General features: G+C 43.4%; 18 protein-coding genes. All 18 read right to left on the reverse strand.

Annotation, left to right across the window (positions count from 1 at the left end; genetic code table 11):
* Nucleotides 1-47: 47 nt before the first annotated feature.
* The 18 genes from Q326_RS0104635 to Q326_RS16700 all read right to left on the reverse strand — a co-directional run bounded on the left by Q326_RS0104635 (nucleotide 48) and on the right by Q326_RS16700 (nucleotide 15,633).
* Nucleotides 48-1,310: a site-specific DNA-methyltransferase gene (locus tag Q326_RS0104635; RefSeq protein ID WP_250160306.1), complete on the reverse strand. Its 1,263-nt coding sequence runs from the start codon at nucleotides 1,308-1,310 to the stop codon at nucleotides 48-50.
* Nucleotides 1,311-1,608: 298 nt separating this feature from the next.
* Nucleotides 1,609-1,977: an HNH endonuclease gene (locus Q326_RS0104640; RefSeq protein WP_026894308.1), complete on the reverse strand. Its 369-nt coding sequence runs from the start codon at nucleotides 1,975-1,977 to the stop codon at nucleotides 1,609-1,611.
* A gap of 207 nt (nucleotides 1,978-2,184) precedes the next feature.
* Nucleotides 2,185-2,604: a DUF722 domain-containing protein gene (locus Q326_RS0104645; protein WP_026894309.1), complete on the reverse strand. Its 420-nt coding sequence runs from the start codon at nucleotides 2,602-2,604 to the stop codon at nucleotides 2,185-2,187.
* Nucleotides 2,604-2,834, reverse strand: coding sequence for a hypothetical protein (locus Q326_RS0104650; RefSeq protein ID WP_051531146.1), 231 nt, complete (start codon nucleotides 2,832-2,834; stop codon nucleotides 2,604-2,606). The genes Q326_RS0104645 and Q326_RS0104650 overlap by 1 nt, the downstream gene beginning before the upstream one ends.
* Nucleotides 2,831-3,262: a DUF7768 domain-containing protein gene (locus Q326_RS0104655; protein WP_026894311.1), complete on the reverse strand. Its 432-nt coding sequence runs from the start codon at nucleotides 3,260-3,262 to the stop codon at nucleotides 2,831-2,833. Before Q326_RS0104655 ends, Q326_RS0104650 begins: the two co-directional genes overlap by 4 nt.
* 4 nt (nucleotides 3,263-3,266) lie before the next feature.
* Entirely contained in the window at nucleotides 3,267-4,667 is a 1,401-nt protein-coding gene (locus Q326_RS0104660) for a DEAD/DEAH box helicase (RefSeq protein ID WP_051531147.1), read from the reverse strand.
* Nucleotides 4,639-5,022 (reverse strand): VRR-NUC domain-containing protein, encoded by a 384-nt coding sequence (locus Q326_RS0104665; protein WP_250160307.1) that lies wholly within the window; start codon nucleotides 5,020-5,022, stop codon nucleotides 4,639-4,641. Before Q326_RS0104665 ends, Q326_RS0104660 begins: the two co-directional genes overlap by 29 nt.
* A gap of 321 nt (nucleotides 5,023-5,343) precedes the next feature.
* Nucleotides 5,344-7,785, reverse strand: a complete 2,442-nt coding sequence (locus Q326_RS0104670; protein ID WP_026894314.1) for a virulence-associated E family protein — start codon at nucleotides 7,783-7,785, stop codon at nucleotides 5,344-5,346.
* A gap of 47 nt (nucleotides 7,786-7,832) precedes the next feature.
* On the reverse strand, nucleotides 7,833-8,006 hold the full coding sequence (locus Q326_RS18455) for a hypothetical protein (protein WP_156936245.1): 174 nt from the start codon (nucleotides 8,004-8,006) through the stop codon (nucleotides 7,833-7,835).
* Nucleotides 8,007-8,459 carry a hypothetical protein gene (locus tag Q326_RS0104680; RefSeq protein ID WP_156936246.1) on the reverse strand — a complete coding sequence of 151 codons (453 nt, stop codon included), beginning with the start codon at nucleotides 8,457-8,459 and terminating at the stop codon, nucleotides 8,007-8,009.
* Complete coding sequence (locus tag Q326_RS0104685) at nucleotides 8,416-10,371, reverse strand: DNA polymerase (protein WP_026894316.1); 1,956 nt, start codon at nucleotides 10,369-10,371, stop codon at nucleotides 8,416-8,418. The genes Q326_RS0104680 and Q326_RS0104685 overlap by 44 nt, the downstream gene beginning before the upstream one ends.
* Before the next feature lie 33 nt (nucleotides 10,372-10,404).
* Nucleotides 10,405-10,938: a DUF2815 family protein gene (locus Q326_RS0104690; RefSeq protein ID WP_023383349.1), complete on the reverse strand. Its 534-nt coding sequence runs from the start codon at nucleotides 10,936-10,938 to the stop codon at nucleotides 10,405-10,407.
* A 109-nt stretch (nucleotides 10,939-11,047) separates the two neighbouring features.
* Nucleotides 11,048-12,184: a DUF2800 domain-containing protein gene (locus tag Q326_RS0104695; RefSeq protein ID WP_026894317.1), complete on the reverse strand. Its 1,137-nt coding sequence runs from the start codon at nucleotides 12,182-12,184 to the stop codon at nucleotides 11,048-11,050.
* On the reverse strand, nucleotides 12,181-12,570 hold the full coding sequence (locus Q326_RS0104700; protein ID WP_026894318.1) for a hypothetical protein: 390 nt from the start codon (nucleotides 12,568-12,570) through the stop codon (nucleotides 12,181-12,183). The genes Q326_RS0104695 and Q326_RS0104700 overlap by 4 nt, the downstream gene beginning before the upstream one ends.
* Nucleotides 12,563-13,783 carry a methionine adenosyltransferase gene (metK, locus tag Q326_RS0104705; protein ID WP_026894319.1) on the reverse strand — a complete coding sequence of 407 codons (1,221 nt, stop codon included), beginning with the start codon at nucleotides 13,781-13,783 and terminating at the stop codon, nucleotides 12,563-12,565. The genes Q326_RS0104700 and metK overlap by 8 nt, the downstream gene beginning before the upstream one ends.
* Before the next feature lie 23 nt (nucleotides 13,784-13,806).
* Nucleotides 13,807-14,046: a hypothetical protein gene (locus Q326_RS0104710; protein WP_034601137.1), complete on the reverse strand. Its 240-nt coding sequence runs from the start codon at nucleotides 14,044-14,046 to the stop codon at nucleotides 13,807-13,809.
* Between the two features lie 93 nt (nucleotides 14,047-14,139).
* On the reverse strand, nucleotides 14,140-14,685 hold the full coding sequence (locus Q326_RS0104715; RefSeq protein WP_026894321.1) for a sigma-70 family RNA polymerase sigma factor: 546 nt from the start codon (nucleotides 14,683-14,685) through the stop codon (nucleotides 14,140-14,142).
* Nucleotides 14,686-15,066: 381 nt separating this feature from the next.
* The gene (locus Q326_RS16700; RefSeq protein ID WP_051531150.1) at nucleotides 15,067-15,633 is read right to left on the reverse strand and encodes a DUF1492 domain-containing protein; all 567 of its coding nucleotides are present in this window, start codon (nucleotides 15,631-15,633) and stop codon (nucleotides 15,067-15,069) included.
* Nucleotides 15,634-15,989 lie beyond the last annotated feature (356 nt).

The raw sequence follows: 15,989 nt of genomic DNA on the forward strand, positions 1-15,989 counted from the left end.
AAACGAGATATATAGCAAGTTAATAATGAGGAAAATACTGTATTTATTTATACATCTTGAATTTCTGATGGTTTCTCAACACTACTGATATGAACCTTTTCGCCCTCACGAAGTACATATACATCATCATCTGTCCCAACCTGCTCAATGTATCTTTTAACAATAACGGTGGCATACTTGGGGTCGAGTTCTAGTGTATAGGCGATTCGGTCGATCTGCTCACAGGCAATAAGTGTAGAACCACTGCCACCAAATAGGTCCATAACAATCCCGTTAACCTGGGATGAATTCTTTATCGGGTAGCAAAGAAGCGGTACCGGCTTCATGGTTGGATGCTCACCATTCTTTTTTGGTTTATCGTAGTTCCAGACTGTCGTTTCAGATCTACCAGTGAACCACTTGTGTTTCCCACCTCTAAGCCATCCGAAGAGAATCGGTTCATGGATCCAGTTGTATGGACTCCTTCCAAGGACCAGGGAATTCTTCTTCCAGATACACACACCACTTAAGTGGAAGCCTGCTTCAATGAAGGCCTTCCTGAAATTGAGTCCTTCCGTATCTGCATGAAAAACATAGATGGATCCGCCGGGAGCAGTATGGTCTGCCATGTTCTTAAAGGCAGCAAGCAGGAAACTATAGAAGGTGTCGTTGTCTTGTTTATCATTTTGGATCTTAAGTCCGCTGGCACTTTCGAAGTCCACATTATAAGGCGGATCCGTCAGGACCAAATTAGCCTTCTTGCCATCCATGAGCTTTTCTACATCTTCAGGTTTCGTTGCATCACCACAAAGAAGACGGTGTCTTCCGAGGAGCCATACGTCTCCCGGCTTAACAAAAGCAGCTTCCTCTAATGCTTTATTCACATCGTAATCATCGTCTTTTGCATCCTTATCGTGAACCTGACTAAAGAGGTCTTCAATTTCTGCAGCATCAAATCCAGTAAGGGTCACATCGAAGTCCTGTGCTTCGAGATCTTTAATCAGATCAGCCAGAGCTTCAAACTCCCAATCGCCTGTGACTTTGTTTAACGCAACATTGAGAGCCTTTTCTCTTTCAGGGCTCATCTTAACAATGACACATTCGACTTCCATGTGACCTTCTGCCACCAACACCTTATATCTTTGATGGCCGCCGACAATATTGCCCGTCTCTTCATTCCAGATGATTGGCTCCACATACCCGAACTCCGTCATGGACCTTTTCAGCTTTTCATAAGCAGGATCTCCAGGCTTTAAATCTTTTCTTGGGTTATACTCTGCCGGGTTGATATCCGTTACCGGAACTTTCCTTATAATCATGTCCTGTTTCATCAGATTCCCTCCATTTCTTGGCATTAAAAAAGCCCTAGACTCAATTCTATAGGCTAAAACTCATAAAATATTATAGAAAAACACCTGTTTTTCAAGGTTGTAATGAATTCACTTTGACTTAGTTTCTTGTTTATTCATGGGTGGCTACATCCCACTATTCATGCGGTTTTCAGGAGATTATCTCCCTGTGAATATTGCGAAGAATTTTGGGGATATACCCCCCTTTGGATTTTTGCGATTTCTCACAAAAGACCCTGGCGCGTTGTCGTTTAGCCACTTCTGTAGAGATTGAGACCCCCTACCCCCTCGTGGGTTTCGGATTATTTCCGAAGCCTCCATCTTCTTCAGCGGTCTTCTTGGAGTGACAACTTTTACACAGCGGCTGCCAGTTGTTTTTGTTCCAGAAGAGTTTCCGGTTACCACCGTGTGGTTTGATGTGGTCCACCTCAGTTGCCGGGGTGAGTCTTCCTTCTCTCTCGCAGTGAACACACAGGGGATGCTTCTTAAGAAACTCCTTGCTGGCCTTTCGCCACTGGTAGGTGTACATCTTTGAACTCCTGTCGTTCTGAATCCTAATCATTTCTTTCTTGTGCTTCTCACAATATCTATCATGGGTCAGCGACTGACACCCAGGATAGTTACAAATGCTCTTTGGTTTCCAGGGCATCAGCTTCACCTCCCGTTTTCCCTTAAGAAAGGTATAGAAAAAGCTCCAGTTCATTAACCAGAGCTTGGGATCCAAGAATGCTGCGTTTCCTAAGATTCGAATCGATATAGCTTAGGCGTATGCTACAGCATATGGTGTTCTTGAATTTTTTTCTATACCTTTACACCATATACTATAGCATGGGTACCTACTGACATTCACTGACATTTACTGACACAATTTCATCCTTTCGAATTCTTTTAGGGCTTTTCCATGAATTCGATACACCGTTCTTGGATCATACCCCATGGAAGCTGCAATCTCATCCCAGCCTTTTCCGCTTAGGTATCGAAGTTCAAGTAAGAGCTGTTGGTTGATATCATCCATCATGTTAATGGTATCTTGAATGTCTTTCTTGAGATCAACCAAGCGATCAATGTCAGCATTGATTTCATTTTCAAGGTCAATGACTTTCACCATGGTGCTTTCCATCTTGCTCTTCTCAATATTCCCACCACAGATTTTTTCCTTGGTAAAGCTCGATGTAACTTTCATGGCTAGGCTTTTGAGCGTTGCCAATTGCTCTAACTTACTATCAATCATCTGGTCCAGCCAGATTGCTTGAGATAAATATTCCTTTGCATTCATTAGCCCACCTCCACATCATCTAATAAACTCATCTTCCCTCCATAATAAAGATCCATGATATTTCTTCTTGTCGCAGGATCCAATGAGTTAATTCTTCTAAAAACCTTCTTCTGGTCTTCGTCTGCTCGAGCCTTGGTCTTAAAGAATGGACAGCTATCACCTTCACACTTCTTGACCTTTAAAACCTTACACTTTCTGTTTCTATATGCAAAACAATGCTTCTCCATCATTTGCCCACACCTCCAGTTTCTGCACACTCATTAGTAAAATATCTGATGGGTATGTTCCATCTCTTTGCTCTGGCAATCTCCACACTCATCCCTGATGAGATTCTGTTCCCAAAGACCCAAAGCTCATGGCACTTACTTAAGAGTATGAGTCCCATATCAATCCCCAGCTGTCGTTCTTCTGGATCATCCTCCTCAAGAAACTGTGGGTACATCAAATGCGGGATGATGGGTACTGCTTTCTCAGTCACAGCAAATCTTCCATACCTTCTTGCACGTCTGGTGTTTCCTTGGATATCACCGGCAAAGGGACTGCAGATAAACACGATCTTCTTTTTCTTTCTTTGCTTCTCTTCTTTTTCAATATTGGTTAACGCCTCATAAACCGTTGGGTCATGATAGCCTTCAGCATTAAATTTATTTACACTCATTTCTTTATCCTCCATTTCTCAAGTTTTCTATTCTGGCCTTGACCGCTTCAATCAAAGCGTTCTGACCAGTGTCTTTATTATCAAGTGCCATCATTACTCTATGATCTATTGTGTCTTTGGCTAGTAAATGATGGATCACTACCGTTTGTTTTTGGCCTTGACGCCACAGTCTGGCATTGGCTTGCTGGTATAGTTCCAGACTCCAGGTGACACTAAACCAAATGATGGTGGAACCACCCTCTTGAAGATTGAGGCCATGCCCAGCTGATGCCGGATGGCAAAGGGCAATTTTCATCTCTCCCCGATTCCATCTGGCAATGTCCTCCGAGGTGTTAATATCTCCTGCATCAAATCTCTCTTTGATTCGGTCACGCTCATGTCTGAATCCATAGTAGATCAGTACTGGTTTTCCATTGGCTGCTTCAACAAGATCCTCTAAAGCATCCAGCTTCCTGTCATGAATCTGGTGTACATCTCCGTACTCGTCATAGACTGTTCCACCCGACATCTGTAGGAGCTTGTTGGAAAGCACCGCTGCATTGGCTGCATCCACATCGCTATCCTCAAGAGGAAGCAGGAGATCTCTTTCGAGCTTCCTATAAAGCTTCATTTCCTTTTCTGAAAGCTCCACTTCCACTTTGTTGAAAATGATTTCCGGCATCTTCAGATACTCTAGAGCTTTCATACTGATGCAGATATCAGAAATCTTGTCGTATATCTTTTCCTCTGCATCATCGTTCAGTGCATAGTCTGTTGGTATACCACCGTTCACATATTTCTGTGGGTGGAAGTATCTGCTGCGGTATCCACTAAAGGTTCTTCCAAGCCGCTCGCCACCATCAAGAAGGTAAATCTGACTCCAAATATCCAAGAGGCCATTGGGAGCTGGCGTTCCAGTCAGCCCCACAATCCTTTTTATTTTGTGTCTGACCTTCTTAAGTGCTCTAAACCTTTTGGCTGATGGTGATTTGAAACTTGATAGCTCATCGATGATCACCATGTCAAAGGGCCATTCGTTTTTATAAAAGTCCACGAGCCACGGGACATTCTCTCTGTTGATGGTGTAGATATCTGCCTTCTTGTAAAGAGCCATGGTCCGGTCCTTTGCACTACCGAGAACCCTTGAAACCCTCAAGTTCTTCAGATGCTTCCACTTTAGGACCTCGTCTAGCCATGTGGTATTTGCCACTCGGAGTGGTGCAATCACTAAGACCTTGGATACTTCAAACCGATCATGGAGTAGGTCCACAAGAGCAGTTAATGTAATCACACTCTTGCCAAGTCCCATGTCTAAGAACAGACCTGCTGAAGTCTTCTCCAAGATGAACTCTGTACAGTGGGTCTGATATTCATGAGGGTGATACGGTAGTCTTGATTTAGGTAGTACAACTTCTGGCAATCCCATCCACCACACCTCCAATATCTTCTGGATTGTCAAGGCAATAAACCAAAAACCCTAGCCCTTCCAGCTCACTTTTTCTCTTTATCTGATTGGGTCTCATCTTTTTTCCCGGTGCCTTCACCTCAACAAATCCTACTCTGCCTCCGGGCAGAAGTACCAATCGGTCAGGCACTCCATTTATTCCAGGGGAGATAAACTTAAAAGCTCTCCCACCTCTTCTTTTCACTTCTCTCACGAGCATCAGCTCTAGTTCTTTTTCAGTCATGTCTTTCACCTCAATTTCTGTTGCTATTGTTACTGGCCAATTTCTGTATAAGTTCAATACTAAGTGCTTTTCAATTTTTGTTTCATTTCTCAAATTCTTACTTCTAATCTTGTAGTCTATAGTTGTAGACTGAAGGGTTTAAAACCTATACGCGCGTATGTAGGCTATATTCCTACTATTACTAGTAAAAATAATTAATCAATTAAGTTATCTCCTACATAGACTACTAACGTACTGAACCTCTTGATATGAGTGGAATCTGCCTTGTAGTCTAAGATGTAGACTAAGAATTTTTAGACTACATCAGACTACACATTTTCACCTCTTACCAGTCGACATATCATCAGTTAGACTACACATTTCTTGTTCTCAGACTACATACTTTTATGAATCGATTTACTAACCAAATTCGTTTTAATCGCTATCATCGTCAGTATCCTCGTATCCCTCTCTAACAAAGGCTCTTTGAGCGTTGTATATCGGGAATCTCATATTCCCTCTCTTATTGCCTTCATATCGTTTCCAACCACCGAGCCGCATCAGAATTCCTTCAATCTCATAAGAGTCAGCTCGACGAATGGCATTTCTCTCCTTACCAAAGCACTCACACCAAATTTCCAGGCAGCATACTCGGGTTCTCAGATTGGCTCCTTCAGGTATGGTTTCACCAAACTCGCTCTCACCAGCCAAATAACTGCGTCTTTCATAGATGTCCATCTTAGGCCACTTATCAGGAAGCGGCTTTTCAAGATACTGCTCCACCAAACCCTCACGGTCATCTGCTTCCATGGCATCACGCTGTTCTTCGTAGGCCATCTTCTCTTCATCACCAATAAGGATTAGCGGTTCACCATCTTTATACTTTTCAAGGGCTTCAGCCCAAATCTGATCAATATCCGTCATCTCCCAGACCTTTTTCTTTCCGTGATTGACTCTTACCGGCCAGAATCTTCTGTTTCCGGTCACATCTCTTAAGAAGCCGCTGGTGCTGTTGGTGCTTCCGACGATAACACTTTGTCTTGGGTGACTTTCCACATTGATCCCGTAGCTCTGTCTGAACTTATCATCTGTTCTGGTAATGAATGACTTCACCGTCTCAACATCAATCTTTCGAAGGCCTGCAAGCTCTCCTAGTTCTAGGATCCAATAGCCTTGAAGTTTTTCTGCACCAGCTTTATCGCGCATGTCAGATACGGTTAAACTATCTGAGAACCACTTACCACCAAGTTTTGCAAAGAAGGTGGATTTTCCGATACCCTGCGGTCCATTGAGAACCAGAATATAATCAAACTTGATACCTGGTTCATAGATACGAGCAACCGCTGCCACTAAGGTTTTTCTCATGATCGCCCTTGTGTATGGGTTATCCTCTGCACCAAGATAGTCGATAAGAAGGCTATCTACTCTCTCGGTTCCGTCCCAAACTGGCAGCCCTTCCAGATAATCTTTGATGGGGTGAAACACTCGCTCTGATGCGGCTGTTAATAGCGCATCCTTAATCTTTGCCGGTGACCATATGCCGTAATGCTTATCAAAGTACATCTTGAGATTGGCAAGGTCCGAGTCATTCCACCCTGGCTTGACCTGCTTCCAAGGAAGCTTCCCGTTGACATCTAGTAAATGTGTCATCTGGTTATAGGCCACACCTTTAAGTCTTGGATCGTTTCTAATGATTGTCAGGATGTTGGTTGGTGTATCTTTTACCGTTCCGTTTTTATTCAGTTCAAGTTGTAGCTGCCAGGTGAGATCCTCGTCTTCATCAATCTCTTCTGTTTCATCTTTCTCGGTATTAAAGTCTTCTTCTTCCCTTTCAAACTCCTCTTTCATTTCCTCTTCACGCTCTTTTGCCAGCTGCTTTCTTACCTTTTCATCTGTCGTGCAGAACTCAAGCATAGCCTTTACAGATGGCAGTTGCTTCTTTTCATCTGCCCCTTCATCCAGTTCACCGAAGCGGTGAATCCTTACAAGGTCAAAAGCATTACAGAGATGTCCACATGCTGGATCCGTAGCGTGATGGGAATATGCGTATTTGCCGCTATAGATCACAACACCCGCTGTGGAATCTGCCGGAATATAGTCGTAACGCTCAGGCATGACACTTGGCTGGTAGACGTCTGAAAGAAACGTTTCGATAGCATCTTCAATGGTATAGCTCCTACAAAAGGCTCCGATCAGCCCTTCCTTTCTGATGGGATCCGCTTGCTTTTTCATCAGCCTGTCTAACAGCTTTGTTTGACTTGATGACACCGGCCAGGATGATGTGTCCTGCCAGTTGTCGTACAGCTTTAGAATACTGTCAGGGTTTAAGAAACTTCCTTTGATTTCCCTAAAGAAATATTCTCCATCACTGGATGTGCTTGGCCAGTACATGAGTCTGTTAGGTTCGTAGGTGGTATCATCGAAAAGCTCGATGCCGATTTCTTTGGCGATTCTTCTACTGACCGCTTGGTACTCATCGGCTGTCACTGTTCTTGATAGTGGGATGATCAGCCTGAGCCTGGGTTTTTCCGTTGTGTGTTTGTGGGTGGAGTAGATCACTGATGCGTATCCATAGAGCATCTCCATATTCTCAGCTATGGCCACCGCATCATCTGCATGGTCCATATCAAGGCTTAACATGGAACGGTTTATGACACTGGATTTCATTCTTCTTCCGTCTTTCAGCTGACCGGCTACAAAGCCGCCCACATCTTTCACATTGTCCTGCTGGTACTTCTTCATCTTGCGATACTCTTCTTGGGTTTCACTTGTGACGGTGGTTTGGGAGAGTCGTTTTGCAAACTCCTCCCAGGACACCGTCTGTTCTTTCCAAACTTTATCTTTACGGCTGTTGCCTGTTGAAATAATAAATTTCATGGCGTCCTCCTTCTTTCTTGATTGATGAGGTTTGTATGATCCGGACTTTACTCGATGCAGTCAGGGCAAATATCCAACCATTCCCCTTCGACTCTCTTACTCTTCCATCCGATGTCTTCTCTGGCGTCTATTGCGTTTTGAAAACTCTCAAACTCCTCGTCCGTTCCCGCTCCGCATATATCACAAATTAAAGTGTATTTTCCGTACTCTTTTGAAATCATCTATCTTTCCTCGCTTTCACAATCATTAGTTTGACTTTTCTTGTAGTTCAGATAGGCTTCGGCAATCACTTCATAAACATCAGCCATTTTCTCAAAATCAACTTCTGTGGCTTTACTCATATAACTGACTCCCACATCCGCTTTGGCAATCTCCGTAATGGCTTTTAATATTTTGTGCTCGAAGAATCCTCCATCAAATTTGCCAAATCTAAGTTCATCTCTAAACTTCTTTCTGACTTCTCTATATCTGCCGGTAGTAAACTTGTTTCGATCCCCCATGTTGATTTGAACTTTCTCTATTTGCTTTTTTACTTCTGCTTGGATAAACTGTTCTAAATTATCTATTTCATACATCTTGTTCTCCTCCGTTTCTTCAGTTTTTACTAGCTTTATCTCTTTGATATTTTCATTAATCCTTCTGATAAAAGTCACACTCATAGCCGTCTGCATCAAGGGGTAACCCCTCCGACCATTTGGGACTTTCGCTCATGATGCTGCACACTTCTTCTACGCTGGACTCGCCCATAGGCACTTCACAGATCACCTCGTCATGCACATGAGCAACAATGGCAAATCCAGCTTTATCAAGTCTTAGCATGGCTTCAGCCAGAAGATCTCTGGATGCAGCTTGAACAATGTTCTCCACAATCTTTGGTCCGTAGGTTTCTATCCTCTCCCACTTTTTCGTGGTTCCGATACCTTCATAGGTCAGACCCTCTCGTCCAAATTTATTCAACATCAGCTTTGGCTTCACATAGACCAGGTCACGACCTGACGGGAGAGTCACGAAAAGCATGCCGCTTTTATAAGTGAAGATAATCCCGTGAGTTCTTGCCCGGGTTCTTTCTTTCACTGCTTTGATGGCCATCTTGTCCACTTCCCACCAGAAATTCACGATGTGGGGGTTGGCTCTACGCCAGTTGTCAATAAGACCTTGTAGCTCGTTTTCTTTCACGCCCATTTCGAGTGCACCCATAGACTTAAGTGCTCCAACCCCACCGCCATATCCACAGGCAAGTTCAGAGATTTTTCCCTTTTGCCTCAGCGGGCTACCCTTTGTGATTTCATCAATAGGCACATGAAACATTTGTGAAGCAGAAGCTTCATAGATCTTTCCGTGAGACTGGAATACTTCAAGTCTCCACTTCTCGCCGGCGAGCCAGGATAGTACCCTCGCTTCTATGGCTGAAAAGTCAGCCACGATGAACCTGTGACCCTCTCTTGGAATGAATGCGGTTCTAATGAGTTCTGACAGTACCCCCGGTGTATTCCCAAAGAGCATCTGCAGATCATCAAAACGTCCTTCTTTCACCAGATCTCTTGCAAGCTTTAGGTCTACAAGGTGGTTCTGTGGGAGATTTTGGACTTGTACCAGCCTTCCGGCAAACCGTCCTGTTCGATTGGCGCCATAGAACTGAAAGAGTCCATGGACTCTGCCATCTGAACAAACCGCCCTTTCAATGGCTTCATATTTTCTGACACTGGTCTTAGCCATGAGGAGCCTAAGCTTTAATGCTTCTTCCACCTCACCCTCAGTTTCACTGACCAGCTCTTTTACGTTTTTCTTTGATAGGCTCTCGACTTCCACGCCACGCTCTGACAGCCAATCCTTGAGTTGCGATACGGAATTTGGGTTCTCAAGGCCAGTCAGTTTATAGGCTCTTTCTGTTGCTGATACGGTAAACTGCTTATCACAGGAGATGGCTTGCATCACGAAATCCATATCCGCCCTAAAGCCTCGATCATTAATTCGTTGGTCCAGTTCATAGAGGGCTTGTTCTGATTCTGGTATTGGATAGTCTTTGATTTTCTTTCTAATCTCGAGTTCCACTTCTACGTCTCTGATGTTGTACTGCTTGAACAGCTCCCATTTGTCAGGTGCATCTGTTGGAAGGTTTCTAGTTCTGCCACCATTGGCTGCTGTTGGCTTACAGGGAATACAGAAATATCTAATCAGTGGTTTTCCCTCTGACATCTTTTGAACACCTAGCCTTAGCACTTTTGCTACTCCCTCAAGGTGGAGAGGAAGTCCAAGCATTGCTGCCTGAACCTCACTGCACCTCCATGAAGATGGATTAAGATACACTTCCTTATCAAGCTTTCGACTCAGATATCTCATAAGAGCCACTCGTTCGAAGTTGGCATTAAAGGCAGTCTTGATGATGTCTTCACTTAGAATGGCCTCAACGATTTCTTCAGGTATTTCCTCACCACTGGCCAGATCAATCAGCTGAACAGGACCTTCATCAATGCTGTAGGCAAAGAGCAAGATGTCGAAGTTTGGACTATCGGTGTAGCGGTAAACACCACACTTTCCAAGGTCAATATCTGAAAATGTCTCAATATCTATGGATAAAATCTTCATGGGTTTACCACCTCCTCTCCGTCTTCTTTACTGCTAAGCCAAGAAATCATCGTCAGCTTCAATCTCAAAGTCATCCTCAGCGCGACTCATACCACCCAGTGGCTCTCCGTCTTTAAGCTTCTGCACGTTTCCAAGGCCCGCTGCAATTCCACGGTTCCCGTTCACATTGAAGGCATATAGGTTCAGGCTTACTTTTCCATAACATCCAGAGTAGACTTCACTTCGATCGAGAATGGCTTGAATCTTTCCATCCACCACTTGAGGTGCGTTCTTTGAATTGGCGTTGATGAAATAGCACCCTTCATATGCCGGATCATCCGGTCTATCAATGTCTCCATCTCGAAGAGGAGTCTTAAGATTAGTTGGAACCTTTCCTCCAAACTTTGGCGCACCTTCTTGCTTAGCTGCCTCAATCGCCTTCAAAATTGCGTTTACTGTCTTCTTGTCTGACTTTGGAATGATGACCGAGACGCTGTACTTAGGGTCACTTCCATTGATACTTTTCGGTTCAAAAACATTCACATAGCTTAATCTTCCAGGTACGACTACTTTCGTTTCTTTACTCATGATAAAATCCTCCTAAAATTTGTATTGGTTTGCTCTTCTGAGCTTGGTTATAATAATCGATTGGTACTTCATAACGCTCAAATGTTCATAAGCGTTCATAAATCTTGATCTACTCTTCCACCTGAAACTCTGCATGGATAGGATCAACAGCTTGACGCTTGTCTGTTTCAGGTACCAAGGTGAGTTTCCCCTTTGGTTTTTCTACTAAGTTTCCAAGGATGTCATTGAACTTCTTCTTGCCCATGAGCTTCTCCATCTCTGTGATGGTGATTAAGCTCTGTTTGAAGATGTCTGTATAACCTGCTTCCTTCGCAGTCTCAGCAACTGCAGTTTCATCCGTGAACTTCCTTCTGGTTCTTCCTTCGACGAGCTTGAATCCATCCCACTCTCTACCTTCATTGATAGCCAGCGCTGTGGCGTAGGTGTAGATATCCCCCGCCCATTTAGCCAGTTCATCTGCAAGACCGATGATTTCAGCAATCTCCTCGTCTGTGAGAAGAGCAGGATCTTGAAATTCATACTTTAATAGTTCAAGATTTTTCACAGCCCTTGCCCTGCACTGGTTCTTTGCTCTACAGAATCTGCAATGATCTCCGGCACAGAACTCTCCACCACCGGTACTAGCCAGTAATGCTTTGGGTTTTAATTCTTCTTCAGCCCATTTCAGTAGTTCTTTCACTGTGATCTCCCAAGTAGAGAAGTTATCTACCCTTGGCTGGACGATGGCCATGGACACTTTCTCGATGTCATAAAGCATGTCGAAAAGGGATAAGGCGCCAAGCGCATAGAGCATCATCTGTGGGTTCTTTTCTGCTGAAACGATGACACCACGTCCGTATTTCAAATCCACCACATGAAGGGTTCCATTTCCAACGACAACCAGGTCACCGGTCCCGAAGCCTTCAGGTACATAATCAGAAAAGTCCAACTTCTGCTCTATTAAAATTTGAAGGTCAGAACAGTTCTCTTTTGATCTCTCAATCAGTTCTAGGCAGTATTCCACGTACAGATCTGTCATCTCGTCCATTTCGTCCGAGTGATATGGACTTGTCGGTTTTTTCGACCGCATCTTCAGCGCTTTCTTTAGCTTGTGTTCGGCCAGGTCATGGGCTGCTGTTCCCTCTTCAGCATAGGAGCTTGTTTCATTTGGGAACTGCTGCTCTAATTGAGCGGATGGTGGACAGTTCATCCACCGATGCGCCCCTGATGCCGAGTAGATGGAATGTGTGTTATATGATCCACTCACTTCAGCTCACCCACTTCCTTCAGGGCGGCTGCATAATGCTTAGAATCTAGAGATGAGAGGTTATTGGCTCCATATTTGGTGATGATGGCTTTCACCGCCTCTCTATGACCGTCTCTGCTTTTATCAGCCATGGCTGCTCTCACTTCTTCAAGGGTTGGTTGTTTTTCTTCTGGTGCTTCTTCAACCGGTGTTTCAATAGTCGCTTCACCAACTTCAGGTTCTTTGTTCTCAGATTCCTCCACCTTTGCTTTGGTTTTTGATTTCTTTTTAGTTGGTTCTTCATTTGCTACTTCATTTGATTCCATAGCATGTACCAAAGTCTCTATACTTTCAGTCAGTGACTTAAGATCACTGACAACATCCAGTGCGAGTTTGATTTTACTCATCCTTCGATTCTCCTTTCGTCTTGAAATAGTCTTTAGCCAGTTCTTTAAGAATTGGTACCAGGTCCTTCATCTCCCAGGGTGTGTTTCTTTCCTCACCGTTTAGCTTCATCTTCTCTCTGCCAAAGTGACCGTAGGCTGCAAACTGTCTGTAGATGGGCCGTCTCAATCCAAATGACTTGATGATGGTGCCTGGTCTCATATCAATCAAGGCTTTAATGATTTCCGTTAATACTTCATCCGACAGTTTTCCGCTACCAAAGGTGTCTACCTTGAAAGACACTGGCTTGGCCACACCAATGGCGTAAGAAACCTGCACCTCGCATTCCTTAGCGAGGCTTGCTGCGACAATGTTCTTTGCGATGTATCTGGCAAGATATGCTCCTGAGCGGTCTACCTTCGTTGGATCCTTCCCAGAAAAAGCTCCACCACCATGTCGTCCCTTGCTTCCATAGGTATCAACTATGATCTTTCTGCCGGTCAATCCTGAGTCTGCAGCTGGACCGCCAAGGACAAATCGCCCGGTGGGATTGATCATCACTTTTGTGTTTACCGTCAATAGGTCATTAGGGATGACTTTGAGAATAATATGCTTCGTCACATCTTCTCTCAACTTCTTAATGTCCACACCTTCAGCATGTTGGGTGGATACTACAATCGCTTCAATGGATAAAGGTTTATGGTCCTTTCCATATCCTAGCGATACTTGGGCTTTGCCATCTGGTTTAAGGTAAGGAAGTAGCCCTGACCTTCTTGTCTCTGCTAACCTCATGCAAAGCTTATGTGAGAGCACTAATGCTAAAGGCATAAACTCAGGTGTTTCATCAGTGGCGTATCCATACATTAAGCCCTGGTCGCCAGCGCGGATCTCACTTTTAACTACTCCCATTGCGATGTCAGGAGATTGTTTGTTGATTGCGATAAGCATTCTATAAAACTCACCATCCGTTGACAGTTCATCTGCTCGGTAGCCAATTTCGTAGATAATGTCTTTAACGATTTTTTTGTAGTCGATTCTCTTTTCAGTGCTGGTTTCTCCAAACACATGGATGAGTCCATCTGCTGCAGTGACTTCAATTGCTGTTCTTGCTTCTGGATCCTCCAATATAATGGAATCCATAATCGCGTCAGCAATCTGATCACATAGTTTATCTGGATGCCCCTCCGTTACTGATTCAGATGTAAAAACATAAGCTGGTTTCTGATTATCTTTCATTTACTTGCTCCTCTCTATTTCGATTATTCAGCTTCATCCGTTTCTTGCACTTCCATCTCCGTTATGGAAATGATTCCTACACTGTCTCCAGGTACTAAAACGACCATCTTGTGTCCATCTCCGAAGATTGCATTTAGTAAGCGGTCCCGTAGTGTCACTTTTCTGGCGGCAAGCACCTGGTTAGGACTTGGTTTTTTGATTCCAATCTCCACATGATGCATTGTCTTTGCCTTTTGAAGATTTAAAACGCCTTGTTTACTCATCTCATATCACCTGCCTTTCATATTGAGATTTGAGTTCCATATCAGCGGCCTCTATATATAGGTCATGGGAGAAACAATAGTTGCCCCCCTAAATCAAAACTTTTTTATTTTTTTGCTAAGCTGCTCCAAAACACGGTTCATTCTTTTCGTCACAGAAGACTTATGAACACCATCCCTCCTAGCTACATCAGCCATGGAAAGCCCTCTAAAATAAATGTCCATCACCAGTTCCTGCTGCTGTGGCTCCAAAGCCTGAATAGCTTTTCTTACAGCTTCTTTCTCAAGATTGGCTAGCACCATATCAAGTGCATCTTCTTCGGTCATGAGGGTATCGAATTTGTCGTTTTGGTCTGAATAACTGTGGTGGCGTCTGCTCTCAGTCTGATTGTTGTTGTACTCAAGGCGCTCTTCACCTTTGCTGATCACAAGCCACAGCCAGGGTTCTACACCTTCAGTTTCCGAGATCATCTCCTCTGTGATTTCACATTTTTCATCTGTGGCTTCAAATTCATAAGTGAATGAATCGCACTCACTTAGATCAAATGTGGTTTTCTTTTTACCAACTGCATAAGTGACCTTTCCTTCTTCTGAAATCTCGATAGTTGTAGTAACTCCATTGGTTTTGAATGTTTTTAACATTGTCTGTTCCTCCTTTGATTTTGTAGTTAGGAGGAAGCACGACCAAAAAAGGGCATAAAAAAAGGCCCTAATACGCATAACACGTACTAGGACCAAATTGGCCGAGGGCGAAATACCCATAGAGCAAAAATTGCCCCAAGGGCATAAAAATAGCCGCTTAGGTTAAGACTCATATAAATCCTAACCCAAGCGGCTATTCTGCCACTATATTCATTTTTTGGACACACTTCCCACTATACTCATTATAGAAGGTCCAGACTGTCAAAACAATTTCAAAAGCCTATCAATTCTCTCTCATTTGACTGTCAATTTCCTATCATTTGACTTTCATTTTCCTGTCAATCGACTCTCAATAAACTGTCAGTTTTAGTCCGCATACCTCTATTGAAGCTTGTCCCAGTATTCTTTTAGAGGCGGGATTATGTACCCCCAAAGAGCAATCCCCATGAGTTCAGTTGCCTGTTTCTTATAGCGGTAATAGGTTGACTGGGTCAAATTCAACTTTCTCATGATGGCATCATCACAAATCACATCTTTATCAATGTAACAGTAAGTGATGATGTCATGGTATACCTGTCCATGCTTTGGATGGGTTTTCAGATGCTTTAGTGCCTTGTCCACGATTTCGATCATCTGCTTCGTTTCCGCAATGCACATAAGCCTGTCTTCAATGGCTTTCTTGTCTTTTGTCAGATCATACTCGTCCAGCTCCAAGCTTAAAAAATCAACCAGTTCAGAGATTCTATCGCTTCCGTACTCCTGTGCTGTCTCTTGAACCTCATATATGGCAGTCTCTATCCTCCATACCACTGTCCGATAGATGGATAGAAGAAGCTTCGTCTTATGAAATTGCTGTGTTTCTAGTTTCTTTGTTCCCCCCAAAGGCCTCACCCCTTTCAACCCCTTGGAAGATGGTTGTTGGTCTTGTAACTTTATATCTTTCTGCATTTTTGAGCCTCCTTTTTCAGAATTATCTGTGGCGAAAAGGCTTATTTATATTATATAACCGAACATACGTTCTGTCTAATATAATATTCCTACCTTTTATCCAACAATGCTGACAAACCCTTTAAAAATACAGGTTTGCTAAAGAATATTTTTTTGTTCTTTCATCCCATCATCATGCTTCAAATATACGTTTGTTGCGTATTTGGGATTTATTATTAAAAAAATATTCTAATAACTTAGATTAAGATAATTATACAGATTTGATAACGCCCTGTCAATCCCATTTCCGCAACTTTCATTATTTTATTGCATTTTTCGTTGCGTTGGTTTATACTATTGACTATAGGCAAAATAAT

Source organism: Clostridiisalibacter paucivorans DSM 22131, assembly GCF_000620125.1.
Lineage (GTDB): Bacteria > Bacillota > Clostridia > Tissierellales > Clostridiisalibacteraceae > Clostridiisalibacter > Clostridiisalibacter paucivorans.